Source organism: Thermoanaerobacterales bacterium, from assembly GCA_030019475.1.
In the GTDB taxonomy this organism is placed as follows: domain Bacteria; phylum Bacillota; class Desulfotomaculia; order Desulfotomaculales; family JASEER01; genus JASEER01.
Map to the genome: position 1 here is coordinate 1 of JASEER010000026.1, position 13,051 is coordinate 13,051.

Annotated in this window: 11 protein-coding genes; all 11 read left to right on the top strand. The window is 68.5% G+C overall.

The window, feature by feature from the left end:
• Positions 1–1,072, top strand: a 1,072-nt coding sequence (gene csaB / locus QMC81_07935) for a polysaccharide pyruvyl transferase CsaB (protein ID MDI6907399.1), incomplete at its 5' end; no start/stop codon positions are given.
• Between the two features lie 88 nt (positions 1,073–1,160).
• Entirely contained in the window at positions 1,161–1,619 is a 459-nt protein-coding gene (locus QMC81_07940) for a hypothetical protein (GenBank protein MDI6907400.1), read from the top strand.
• A 14-nt stretch (positions 1,620–1,633) separates the two neighbouring features.
• Positions 1,634–2,839: an LCP family protein gene (locus QMC81_07945; protein ID MDI6907401.1), complete on the top strand. Its 1,206-nt coding sequence runs from the start codon at positions 1,634–1,636 to the stop codon at positions 2,837–2,839.
• 75 nt (positions 2,840–2,914) lie between these two features.
• Positions 2,915–4,846, top strand: a complete 1,932-nt coding sequence (locus QMC81_07950; GenBank protein ID MDI6907402.1) for a DUF5693 family protein — start codon at positions 2,915–2,917, stop codon at positions 4,844–4,846.
• Positions 4,847–4,924: 78 nt separating this feature from the next.
• On the top strand, positions 4,925–5,356 hold the full coding sequence (fabZ, locus tag QMC81_07955) for a 3-hydroxyacyl-ACP dehydratase FabZ (GenBank protein MDI6907403.1): 432 nt from the start codon (positions 4,925–4,927) through the stop codon (positions 5,354–5,356).
• Positions 5,357–5,494: 138 nt separating this feature from the next.
• Positions 5,495–6,556 carry an MraY family glycosyltransferase gene (locus QMC81_07960; GenBank protein MDI6907404.1) on the top strand — a complete coding sequence of 354 codons (1,062 nt, stop codon included), beginning with the start codon at positions 5,495–5,497 and terminating at the stop codon, positions 6,554–6,556.
• 31 nt (positions 6,557–6,587) lie between these two features.
• Positions 6,588–7,469 carry a UTP--glucose-1-phosphate uridylyltransferase GalU gene (gene galU / locus QMC81_07965; protein MDI6907405.1) on the top strand — a complete coding sequence of 294 codons (882 nt, stop codon included), beginning with the start codon at positions 6,588–6,590 and terminating at the stop codon, positions 7,467–7,469.
• Positions 7,469–8,374: an NAD-dependent epimerase/dehydratase family protein gene (locus tag QMC81_07970; protein ID MDI6907406.1), complete on the top strand. Its 906-nt coding sequence runs from the start codon at positions 7,469–7,471 to the stop codon at positions 8,372–8,374. Before galU ends, QMC81_07970 begins: the two co-directional genes overlap by 1 nt.
• A 435-nt stretch (positions 8,375–8,809) precedes the next feature.
• Entirely contained in the window at positions 8,810–10,231 is a 1,422-nt protein-coding gene (locus QMC81_07975) for a phosphoglucomutase/phosphomannomutase family protein (protein MDI6907407.1), read from the top strand.
• 74 nt (positions 10,232–10,305) lie between these two features.
• Complete coding sequence (locus QMC81_07980) at positions 10,306–11,421, top strand: mechanosensitive ion channel (GenBank protein ID MDI6907408.1); 1,116 nt, start codon at positions 10,306–10,308, stop codon at positions 11,419–11,421.
• Positions 11,422–11,446: 25 nt separating this feature from the next.
• On the top strand, positions 11,447–13,030 hold the full coding sequence (murJ, locus tag QMC81_07985) for a murein biosynthesis integral membrane protein MurJ (protein ID MDI6907409.1): 1,584 nt from the start codon (positions 11,447–11,449) through the stop codon (positions 13,028–13,030).
• Positions 13,031–13,051: the final 21 nt, after the last annotated feature.

Here is a 13,051-nt window from a genome sequence, read left to right on the forward strand (position 1 = left end):
GCTGGTTTCCGGCTACTACGGTTTTCACAATGCGGGCGACGAGGCCATCCTCCACGCCCTGACGCGCGCCTTGCGCCGCGCGGTGCCGGGGGTGGAGATCACCGTCCTTTCGGCCGACCCGGAGCACACGGCGCGGACCGACGGGGTGGCGGCGGTGCCCCGCGGAGGAGGCGCAGCGGCGGCGGCGATGCGCCGTACCGACCTGTTTATCAGCGGCGGCGGGGGCCTCTTGCAGGATACGACCAGCCTGAAGAGCCTGGCGTACTATCTCGGCCTGATCGCCCTGGCCCGCGCGCTGCGGAAGAAGGTTTTCTTTTACGCGCAGGGGATCGGTCCCCTGCGCACGGCCGCCGGGCGGGCGCTGGTGCGCCTGGTGGCCGACCGGGCGACATTGATCACGGTCCGCGACCAGGATTCGCGGGAGGAACTGTGCGGCCTCGGTATCCGCCGGCCGCCGGTGATCGTCACCGCCGACCCGGTCCTGGGGCTGGTGCCGGAGCCGGACTGGACGGCCGCCGGGCGGGAGATCCTCGGGGGCCTTGGCCTTGGGGAAGGGCCGGTGGCCGGGATCTCGGTCCGCGCGTGGCCGGGACAGGACGGCTACCTGGAGACGATAGCGGGAGTCTGCGACCAATTGGCGGCCAATGGGTGGCGGGTCGTGTTGCTGCCTTTCCACCACCCGACCGACCTGGAAATGAGCCGCCGGGTGGCGGAACTCTGCCGGGCGCCGGCGGCCGTGGTTGAACAGAGGCTTGAATTCCGTGAACTCCTCGGGGTGACGGCGCACCTCGGCCTGGCGGTGGGGATGCGCCTGCATTTCCTCATTTTTGCTGCGGTCTGCGGGCTGGCGCCGGTGGGGCTGGTCTACGACCCGAAGGTGGGCCGCTTCCTGGACCGCCTCGGGCTGCCCCCGGAAGCGCGCGTGACGCGGCCCGAACCGCAGGCCCTGGCGCGGGCGGTGGACCTGGCCCTGGCGAACCGGGACGCCTGGCAGAACCGGGTACGGGAACGGGTGCCCGCCCTGGCGGCGGAGGCGGAACGTACGGCGGAGTTGGTAAGGGACCTGCTGTAGCGGTCGTCGGCCTTTGGGTTAGAAAAGTTTTCCCGAAAGGAATGGCGGGGCTGGTGTCGAACAACGGGGGAAAGGAAGGGGGATGACGATGTCCCGCAGAATTCTCCTGGCCCTAACCGGGCTGGCGGCCGGCGGGGGGCTTTTCCTCCTGATCTACACCGGGGTTGCGGCCGGAGGGGGCGGCGCTCCCGGGACGCCGTCCGACCCCCTGGTGACGCAGAGCTACGTGCACGAATACGTGGAGAAATACTTCGAGGAGCACGTGCCCGGTGGCGGGCCGGCCCTTGAGTGGAAGATCGTCAGCGTCGCCGCGGGGAAGAACCTCGCGGCCGGCGCGGGGAGCGAACTGATCCTGCGGGCGGGGCGCGCCGGCGTTATCGACCCAACGGGCTCCGGGTTACCCGACCTGACGAGCGGCGGGAACCTGGCCGCGGGGGCGGCGGTGCCGGCCAACCACCTCTGCCTGGTGCCCCGCGCCGACGGCCGGGGGTTCAGGGCGGTGACCGACATCGTGGTCATGTACCGCGGCAGGGCCGAAATCAAGTAGCGAGGGACTGAGAAATGCGCAAGATTCGTAGCTGGCCCCGGCTGGCGGCCATTGTCCTGGCCGTGGCCGTTGCCGGGTCCGGCATATACTGGGCGGCGGCCAACGTCATTCTGCCGTTGTTCTTCCCGGCTTTCGGGGTTTCCGACAACGCCGGCGGCGATGAGGACGGATTCCCGCGGGGGCGGATGAACCTCCTGGTCCTGGGGGTTGACGCGCGGAAGGGCGAGACCGTAACGCGGAGCGACACGATCATGTTCATCAGCGCCGAGCCCCGCCAGCACCGGGTTTCGATCCTCTCCATCCCCCGTGATACGCGGGTGGAGATCCCCGGGCACGGCTGGGATAAGATCAACGCCGCCACGGCGCTGGGGGGGGCGGAGCTGGCGCAGAAGACCGTTTCCGGGTTCCTTGACGTACCCATCGATTACTATGTGCTGACCAACTTCGAGGGCTTCAAGAAGCTCGTGGATATCCTGGGCGGAGTGACCCTTGACGTGGAGCAGGATATGCAACACCGCGAGGGCGACGGCTACGTCATCGACCTGAAGAAGGGCGTGCAGCGGCTGGACGGCGAGAAGGCGCTGCAGTACGTGCGCTACCGCGGGTACGCGATGGGGGACATCACCCGCGCCGAGAAGCAGCAGAAGTTCCTGAAGGCCCTGGCGCAGGAGTTGGTCCAGAGCCGGAACATCACCAAGCTGCCGAAGCTGGTGCCCCAACTGCAGGAGTGCGTGGAGACGAACATGAGCGTCCGGGAGATGGCCCGCTGGGCCGGCGTGGCCCGCAAGATGGATGACGTGCAGATGGTGGCCTCGACCCTGCCGGGGTATCCCCTGAGCATCAACGGGGCGAGCTACTGGTACGTCGACCCGGCACGGGCGCGGCAGGCGGCGGCGCAGCTGATGGACGGGGTGGCCCTGGCGAGCGCCGTCGAGGAGCCGCCCGCGGGCGCCGATGTCCCGCAGCCGAAGTCCGAGCCGCAGCCTCGACAGCCATCCCCGCCGCCGCAGGAGACCCTGCCGCCGTCCCAGCAGGAGCCGGCGCCGGGTGAGCCGGGCAAGAAGCCGGGCCAGGACGGAAACGGCGGCCAGAACGGGCAGGAGCCCGGGGACGTCGAGGTGATCATCACCCCCGAGCCGCCGCAGCAGCCGCCGGAGGGCGGAGGGCAGAACCCTCCCCCGCAGGACCAGGGTGACCTGATCACCCTGCCACCGCTCTAACGCCTTTTAAGTTAGGGGTCAGGCCCCTAACTTAAAATTTGCGGCGCAGCCGCCGTATTCGATGGAGGTATTCTCGTGCGCCAGCCGTGGTACCGGACTGTCACTCTCCTTATCCTTATCATCGCTGTCTGTGCCGCCGGGTACCTGGCCTGGCAACGGCACGTCCTGGAAACCCGCTTCCGCACCGTCGAGGTCGCCCTCATCTACGACGAGGTCGCGAAGACGGCTGCCCTGGGACGGATGTCGATCGACGAGACCCTGGCGCGCTTCAAGGACGCCGGGGTGACCACCGTCCTCTTCAAGGAGCCCTCGGTGGATGATGCACGGCTGGCCGGAATGTTCGAGGTCCGGCAGGGCGCCGAGCTGCTGGCCGACCCCCGGTTTCAGCTCTGGGCGGGCCGTATCGGTCCCCTCGACACCTGCCTGATCGCCCGCGACGAGACCACCATCGGGCGCCTGCGCACCCAATTCAGCTTCAAGATTCCCGCCGCCCGGGCTTTCTACCACGCGGGCGGCCTCTTCGTCCTGGATATCCCGGCCCCGTACAGCCAGGTGAAGGACCTCGGGGTGGGCTTCGACCCCGCCGCCCTGGCGGCCGTGGAGCGCGCCGGGCTGCGGATCGTGCCCCAGGTGCGGACCTGGCCCGGAACCACTCCCGCCGGCCTGGAGAGGTTCGGGCGTTACCTGGCGGAAATCCCCAACCTCTCGGCGGTGGCCTTTAATGATAAGACTATCCCCGGCTTCCCGGTCGGGCTTGGCGACCTGGCGCGGGCACTGGAGGGCCTGGACGTGCCTGTTGTCTCCATCGAGTTCGCCCCCCAGGCCGGGGTCTGGAACCTCGGCGCCCGCCTTTCCAAGAGGGTAGTCCTGGCCCACACCATCTCCGAGGGGGAGATGGAGAAGTACACCATCCCCCGTGCTCTGGACCGTTATACCCTGGCCGCCGCGGAGCGGAACGTCCGGCTCCTGCTGGTGCGCCTCTTCTTCGTCCCCGAGCGCCAGACCGACCTGGTGGGACAGAACCTGGACTTCATCGGCGCTCTGGCCGGGCGGCTGCGGAACGAGGGTCTGGCCCTCGGGCCGGCCTCCTCGTTGCCTCCGTGGCATTATCCGCGCGTCCTGCCGCTGCTGGCCGGGCTGGGTGTCGTCGCCGGCGGCGTGCTGCTCCTGGAGCGGTTCGGCGCCGGGCGGTGGGCCTACATCCTCGGCGCCGCGGCCGGCGCGGCGTGGGCGCCGGCCTTCGCCGCCGGGATCGGCCCGGCGGTAAAGCTGGCCGCCCTGGGGGCGGTTGTGGTCTTTCCCGCCCTGGGCGTTATCGCGCTGGTCCCGGCGCGGGGCCTGGGGCTTGGGCAGAGCCTGGGCCGGCTGGTCCTGATCGTCGGCACGGCGCTCATCGGGTCCTTGTTCGTGGTCGCCCTCCTTGGGGGTACAAAGTATATGTTGAAGCTCGATGCCTTCTCGGGGGTCAAGCTGGCCTACGCCCTGCCCCTGGCGCTGGTGGCCGCCTATTTCGCCTTTCCCCCGGACCGCCGGGGCGAATGGTGGGCCCGCGGCGCGGCTTTCCTGAACCAGCCGGTCAGGGTGGTTTGGGCCCTGGCGGGCGCCGTGCTGGCCGCCGCGGCGGCGATCTACATCCTGCGTACCGGGAACGACGCCCAGGCCCTCATCTCGCCGCTGGAGCTGAAGGTCCGCGCCCTGCTGGACCAGGTGCTCCTGGTGCGGCCGCGGACGAAGGAGTTCGCCCTGGGCTACCCGCTGCTCCTGCTGCTGCTCCGGCGGGGCTACCGGAACGACCGCTACCTGCCCCTGGCGGTGCTGGCCGCCATCGGGCCGGTTTCGGCGGCGAGCACCTTCCTGCACCTGCACACCCCGCTGGCGGTGTCCCTGCTGCGAACCTTCAACGGGCTGTGGCTCGGGGCGCTCATCGGGCTGGGCCTGATCGCGGCATGGATGCTCGGCGAGCGCCTGTGGGCGCGCCTTGAGACGCCCGCCCGCCGGAAAGACTAGAGTCGGAGATCGGGGGGGGGCGAGTGTCCTTTTTAAGTAAAGTGCCTGACCCCTTACTTAAAACTGAGGAGGCCGCCTATGCTGGACATCAACGGTATCAAGAAGATCCTGCCCCACCGCTACCCCTTCCTGCTGGTGGACCGCATCCTGGAGCTGGAGCCCGGGAAGCGGGGCGTGGGGATCAAGAACGTGACGGTGAACGAGCCCTTCTTCCAGGGGCACTATCCGGGCCACCCGGTGATGCCGGGGGTGCTGATCGTCGAGGCCCTGGCCCAGGTCGGGGGCGTGGTGGTGCTGAGCCTGCCGGGGTTCGAGGGGGCCCTGCCGCTCTTCGCCGGGATCGACGGCGCGCGCTTCCGCCGGCAGGTGGTGCCGGGCGACCAACTGCGGCTGGAGGTCGAGTTGGTGCGCCTGCGCGGGACGGTGGGCAAAGGCCGGGGCCGGGCGCTGGTCGACGGCGAGACGGCGGCCGAGGCCGAGTTATTATTTGCCATCACAAAGGGGAGTTAGGCGTCAAGAACCTTATTGCACTCGGGGAATTCGACGTTTTAGGGCATTTTGCAGGGCCTTTCGGTTATTGTCAGAGATCCTAGATTAAGGTAAACTGGGTGCGAACTGCGATGCTTGTCCATTTGGGGAGGGGAAGCTTTGGCAGGTTTTCTGCTGCCACTGGTAGGCGCCTGCACGCTGGGTCTTTTGCTGACCCCATGGGCCGGGCGCCTGGCGCGGCACATCGGCGCCATCGACCGGCCCGACCGGCGGAAGGTCCACACGGAGCCCATGCCCCGCCTGGGCGGGCTGGCGGTCTACGCCGCTTTCACGCTGACGGTGCTCCTTACGCAGCCCCTCAGCCGCGAGCTGCTGGGCCTGCTGCTCGGCGCCAGCCTGATCGTGGCCGTCGGCCTCCTGGACGACGCCCGCGGCCTGCCCCCGCGGGTCAAGCTGGCCGGGCAGGTGCTGGCGGCGCTGGCAGTGATCCCCTTCGGCCTCCAGGTGCAGTTCGTCACCGATCCCCTGCACGGGGGAATGCTCTCCCTGGGCTGGTGGGGGATCCCGTTGACCGTCTTTTGGCTGGTGGCCGTCACCAACGCCGTGAACCTGATCGACGGGCTGGACGGCCTCGCCGCCGGCACGGCGATCATCGCCGCGGTGACGCTGGCCCTGGTGTCCTGGACGGAGGGGGAGGCCGCGGCGGTGGCCGTGGCCGCCGTCCTGGCTGCGGCGACGCTGGGCTTCCTGCGCTACAACTTCCACCCGGCGCGGGTCTTCCTCGGCGACACCGGCTCGATGTTCCTGGGGTTTGTCCTGGCCGGCACGGCCATCATGGGCCTGGCGAAGAGCGCCACGGCCGTCTCGGTGCTGGTGCCGATCGTCGTGCTGGGCCTCCCGCTCTTCGACACGGCGTTCGCCATCCTGCGGCGCGCGCGCAACCACCGGCCGATCTTCTACCCCGACAAGGGGCACCTGCACCACCGCCTGCTGCGGATCGGGCTGTCACACCGGGGGGCGGTCCTGGTCGTCTACGGCGTCGACGTGGTCTTGGGCGCCAGCGCGGTGGTCCTGACGCTCCTCAGTACGGACCAGGCCATGTTGCTCCTGGCCATCCTGGCGACGGTGCTGATCGCCCTCGCCAACCGGGTCGGGGTGCTGGGACGGGACTGGACACGAGCGCCCGACACAATGGAAGCCACCAAGCGCTCCGGAATGTAGGGGCGCTTTTTTACTAAGGGGAGAGTAAACAATGGCGTTACCTGTCAGAAAGGCGGTCATCCCCGCGGCCGGCCTTGGGGTGCGTTTTCTGCCGGCCACTAAGGCCCAGCCGAAGGAAATGATCCCGATCATCGATAAGCCGACCATCCAGTACATCGTTGAAGAGGCCCTGGCAGCAGGTATCACGGACATCCTGATCATCACCGGCCGGGGCAAGAGGGCCATCGAGAACCACTTCGACCGCTCCTTTGAACTGGAACTGTTCCTGGCCGGCCGCGGCAAGGACGAGCAACTGGCCGAGATCCGCCGCATCAGCGAGATGGCCGATATCTTTTACGTCCGGCAGAAGGAGCCCCGCGGCCTCGGCCACGCCGTCGCCTGCGCGCGCGCCTTTGTGGGCAACGAGCCCTTCGCCGTGATGCTGGGCGACGACGTCGTCCGCGCCGAGGTGCCCTGCCTGAAGCAGATGCTGGCGGTCTACGAGCGCCTCGGGGCGCCGGTGATCGCCGTTGAGGAGGTCCCGGAGCCGGACGTCGAGAAGTACGGCGTCATCCGGGGGGAGAAGGTCGAGCCCGCGCTGTGGCGGGTTACCGACCTGGTCGAGAAGCCGCGGCGGGAGGAGGCGCCCTCGCGGATGGCCATTATCGGCCGCTACATCCTGCCCCCGGAGATCTTTCCCCTGCTGGACCGGACCCCGCCCGGGGCCGGGGGAGAGATCCAACTCACCGACGCGCTGCGGGCGTTGGTTCGCGAGCAGCCCCTCTACGGCTACGCCTTCAGCGGCCGGCGCTACGACGTCGGTTCCAACCTCGGTTTCCTAAGAGCCACGGTGGAGTTCGCCCTGGAGCGGGATGACCTGCGGGAGCCGTTTTTGGCCTACCTGCGGGATCTCGCTGCGTTGAGAAGGTCCTGATGCGCGCCCTTGTCACCGGGGGGGCCGGTTTTATTGGCTCCCACCTGGTGGACGCCCTGGTGACGGAAGGGGCGGAGGTGCTCGTTCTTGACGACCTTTCCCGCGGCCGGGAAAGCTTCGTCAACCCGGGGGCGTCCCTCGTGCGGGCCGACCTCGCCGGACCCGAGGCGGGGGAGGCCGTCCTGCGCTTCGCCCCGGAGGTCGTCTTCCACCTCGCGGCGCAGGCCAGCGTGCCCATGTCGCTGGCCGACCCCGCGGCCGACGCCCGGACGAACGTCCTCGGCACCCTCAACCTGCTCGAGGCCTGCCGCCGGGCGGGGACGCGCAAGGTGGTCTACGCCTCGTCGGCCGCCGTGTACGGTGACCCCCGCTACCTTCCCGTCGACGAACAGCATCCCCTGTCCCCTCTCTCCCCCTACGGCGTATCCAAGTACACGGTCGAGCTGTACCTGGGCGTTTACCATGCCGTCCACGGGCTGGAGTGGACCGCCCTGCGCTACGCCAATGTCTACGGCCCGCGCCAGGACGCGCTGGGTGAGGGAGGCGTGGTGGCCGTTTTTGTGGAGCGGCTGCGGCGCGGGGAGCCGCTGGACGTGTTCGGGGACGGGGAGCAGACGCGGGACTTCGTCTTTGTCGGGGATGTCGTACGGGCCAACCTGGCCGCCGCGCGGGCCGGGTCCGGGCGGGCGCTCAACGTCGGCACCGGCCGGGCGACCAGCGTCAACACCCTGGTCGCGCGGTTCTCGGCGCTGGCCGGGCGGCCCCTTGAAGTGCGTTACCTTCCGCCCCGGGCGGGGGACATCCGCCACAGCTACCTGGCCGACGGCGAGGCCCGCCGCGCCCTGGGTTGGGAGCCGGCGGTGGATCTGACGGCCGGTTTAAAGATGATACTGAGAGACCGCTGAAAAACGTCGCCTGCCCCCTTAAAAGCGTAAGGGCGGACCTCTACGTCCGCCCGTTGGGGCGCCGGTTCCCGCCTGCGCCCGCCGTTGCCCCTGTCGGTTTCGCCCCCGTAGGGGCTGGTTTCGCGACCGAAGGTCGCTAATTTCGCACCCGCAGGGTGCTAATTACGGCTGTTATTGCGCCGCCTTCTTGCCCTTGCGCGCCGCCAGCTCCTTGAGGTAGTCCTGGAGCATGCGCTTGCGCTGCTCGAGCTTGGTCAGCAGTTCCGCCTTGTTCATCGTCGACACTTACCTCCTTGGTTCGTTCCTTTACCGGTAATTATTGCCATCAGGCGGCGGCGGTAAACGCATAACCCTGGCAGCATACGGCAATTTTAAGGAGCAGCGATGTAGGCTTTAAGTTAAGGGCCTGACCCCTTACTTAAAAGGAGGATACGGATGGCAGGGATCTCCTTCGGCACCGACGGCTGGCGGGGGATTATGGCCGCCGACTTCACCTTCGCCAACGTGCGCCTGGTGGCGCAGGCCATCGCCGACCACGTTCTGGAAAGGTATCCGGGGGGCGATGGGCGCCGGGTGGTTATCGGCTACGACCACCGCTTCCTGTCGGAGCATTTCGCGGAAGCGGCGGCCGAGGTGTTCGCCGGGCGCGGGCTGCAGGTGCTCCTCGGCGAGCGGGCCATGCCCACGCCGGTCACGGCCTTCACCGTGGTGCACTGCGGGGCGGCCGGCGCGGTGATGCTGACGGCCAGCCACAACCCGCCGGAGTACAACGGGATCAAGTGGATCCCGGAATACGGCGGGCCGGCGCTGCCGGAGGTCACCCGGGAGATCGAGGCGCAGATCCGCCGCCGGGAGGCCGGGGGCGCCGCGGAGCCGGGGAAGCCGGCAGATGGCCGCCGTAGGCCGCCCCGGATCGACCCGCGGGCGGCCTACGGCGAGCACGTGCGCGGGCTGGTGGACGGGGAGGCCATCGGCCGGGCGGGGCTCTCGGTGGTCGTCGACCCCCTGTGGGGGGCGGGCACGGGCTACCTGGAGAGCATCCTCGGGGAAATGGGCGTGCGGGTTAGGGCGCTGCACAACTACCGGGACCCGCTCTTCGGCGGTTCCCTGCCGGACCCGTCCGAGGCGCGGCTGGGCGCCCTGCGGGAGCGCGTCCTGGCGTCCGGGGCCGACCTGGGGCTGGGCCTGGACGGGGACGCCGACCGCCTGGGGATCATTGACCGGGACGGGTCCTTCATCTCCCCGAACCAGCTGCTGGCCCTGGTCTACTACCACCTGCTGGAGGCGCGGGGCGAGCGGGGCCCGGCGGCCAGGACGGTGGCCACGACGCACATGCTGGACCGGCTGGCCGAGGCGCACGGGACGAGGGTTGTCGAGACGCCGGTGGGCTTCAAGTATATCGGGCAGAGCCTGATGGACCGGGGCTGCATTGTCGGCGGGGAGGAGAGCGGGGGGCTGTCCATCCGGGGGCATGTGCCGGAAAAGGACGGCATCCTGGCCGGGCTGCTGGCGGCGGAGATCGCCGCCGTGCACCGGAAGGGCCTGGGGGAGCTCATGCGGGACATCCACGCGCGGCTCGGCCCCCTCTACAGCGGGCGGCGCGACGTCCGCACGACGCCGGAAAAGAAGAAGGAAGTCCTCGAACGGCTGACCGGGCTGCGGCCGGAGCGCCTGGCCGGGCGGACCGTCCGGGGGCGGCTGGACATCGACGGCCTGAAGCTGCTCCTCGACGACGGGGCCTGGGTCCTGGTGCGCGCCTCGGGGACCGAGCCCGTGTTCCGCATCTACGCCGAGGCCCCGGCCCGGGAAGGCGTGGCCGAGGTGCAGGGGGCGATGCTCGAACTCGCCGGCCTCTGATTTGAACTGGGAAGGGAAGGGAAGGCCGAAGGTCGAAGTGTGACGAAAAGGTGACGGGGAAGCGGTGGTCATCAATGACCTTGAACGAAATGATGGATCGCCTGGCGGGATGGTTTCATCTGGGAGGCATGGTCGAGCTGGGCCTGATTATCGCGATCTACGTCATCGGGGCCATTGCGGCAGGCTGGCTGGCCGGACGGCTCTGGACCATGATTCTGGGCCGTATCGCCGCAAAGGCCGCCGGGGCCGAATTGGACACCCGGCTGGTGATCATCTCCCGGCGGCCGGTGGCCGTCCTGGTCTTTATCCTGATTCTCCAGGCGGCGAAGACCCGGCTGTCTCTTCTCCCCCAATGGGTGGGTTCCCCCGTTTTCGACTGGCTGGGCGACTTCATCTTCGCCGTGGGCGCGGTGGCCGCCGCGCTCTGGCTGAACCTCGTACTGTGCACGGTCATCGACTGGTACCTGCACAACATCGCCCACCGTACTCAGACCTCTCTCGACGAACTGTTCTTGCCCCTGGCGCGCAAGGTCCTGGCCATTGTGATCTACTTCCTGGCCCTGACGGTTATCCTCAGCCGTTTTGATATCAACATTACCGGTCTGATCGCCACCGCCGGGGTGGCCTCCCTGGCCCTGGCCCTGGCGGCCCAGGATACCCTCAGCAATATGCTGGCCGGGTTTATGATCCTCACCGACCGGCCCTTCCGGGAAGGGGACCGCATCGAGATTAACGGGGGGATGCGCGGGGATGTCCTGCACATCGGCCTCCGTTCAACGAAGATCCTGAGCCGCGAGGGCAAGCTGGTAATCATCCCGAACAAGGACATCGCCAACTCCACGGTCATTAACCACGTCCTGCCCGACAGCCGGCTGCGGCTGCGCATTCCGGTCGGCGTGGCCTACGGCACCGACCTGCACCGGGTGAAGGAAATCCTCTTTGAGATCCTGGAGAACCACCCCAAGGTTCTAAAGGAGCCTCAACCGGTGATCTGGTTCACGGAATTCGCCGAGTCTTCCTTGAACCTGCTCATCCGTTGCTGGATCGAGGACGCGCGCGACCAGTGGCGGGTGACCGACGGCATCAACATGAGCATCAAGGAGCGCTTCGAGCAGGAAGGGATCGGGATCCCCTTCCCGCAGCGGGACATACACCTCTTTATGCCCGAACAACCTCGGACATACTGCTAATATGGAAGGAAATGGAGCAAAGGGCTTGTCGACAAGCCGTCTGATCTTTAAGGCAACGCTGGTGATCGCCCTCTTCAACCTGCTCTCCCGCGTCCTGGGCTTCGTCCGGGAGATGGTCATCGCCCGCCAGTTCGGAGCCACCGCCGTCACCGATGCCTACCTGGTGGCCTACACGATCCCCTACGTCCTCTTCGCCATCCTTTCGCAGGCCCTGGCGGCGGTCGTGGTCCCGGTCTTCACTGAGTACGCCGCCCGGGGCGAGCGGAGGGAGGCCTGGCACCTTTCGGCCAACGTTATCAACCTGCTCTTTGTGGTCCTGGCCGTGCTCGCCGCCGTCGGCATCCTGGCCGCGCCGCTGGTGGTAAAGGTGGTGGCCCCCGGCCTGCCGCCGGAGACGTCCGCCCTGGCGGCCGATCTGTCCCGGATCATGTTCCCCACCCTGGTCTTCGCCGGGGTGGCCACTCTGTTCTCCGGTTTCCTCAACGCGAATAACATCTTCGGCATCCCGGCCTTCAGCGGCGCGGTGAACAACATCGTGATCATCGTCGCGGCGCTGACCGCCGGCAGCCTCTTCGGCATCCGTGGCCTGGCCTGGGGCACGGTGGGCGGGATGGTCCTCTCGGCGCTGGTACAGGTGCCCACCCTGCGGCGGGCGGGGTTCCGGTTCAGTCTCGGTCTGGACTGGCGGCACCCCGGGGTGCAAAAGATCCTGGTCCTGGTCATGCCGGTCACCCTGGGCATCTCGATCAGCCAGGCTTACGTGATCGTGGACCGCATCCTGGCCTCGCTTCTCCCCGAGGGCAGCATCGCCGCCCTCAACTACGCCACCAAGCTGGTGCAGCTGCCGGTCAGCCTGTTCGTCCTGGCTGTGAGCACGGCGGTCTTCCCCTCGCTGACCCAATGGGTGGCCGAGGGGCGCCTGGACGAGGTCTCCAGTGCCATGCGGCGTGCGATGCGGATCATCATCCTGGTTACCATCCCCGCCGGTGTGGGACTGATGGTCCTGCGCACGCCGATCATTCGCCTCCTGTTCGAGCGGGGCGCCTTCGACGCGCGGGCGACGGAGATGACGGCGGTGGCGGTCTTCTTCTACGCCTCCGGGTTGGTGGCCCTGGCGGCCAACATCCTGCTGACGCGGGGCTTTTACGCCTTCCAGGACACGAAGACCCCGGTCCGCATGCTCGGGATCAACATTGCCGCCAACATCATCCTGAGCCTCATCCTCATCCGACCGATGGGACTCGGGGGGCTGGCCCTGGCGGCGGTGCTCTCGGCCCTGCTGAACACCTTCCTCCTGGTCCGGCACCTGGACCGGCGCCTGCCCGGGCTCTGGCACGCCTCCTGGCTGGGCTTCACGGCGAGGGTGGTGCTGGCTGCGGGCGCCCTGGCCTGGGCGGCGCAGGCCGCCGATGCGGCCCTGGCGGGGGCCGCCGCCTCCCTGGGGACGGCCGGCCTCGCCCTGCGGGTCGCGGCGGGCATCACGGCGGGCCTGGCGGCCTACGCCGCAGCCTGCGTTGCCCTGCGCTTTGAGGAGGTGGGCCTGGCACGGCGCGAGCTGGAGAACCTGACCAGGCGCCTCCACCGGGCGGCCTTTTCCCGCGCGCGCTAGGGCCGCATCCCCCGGGGATTT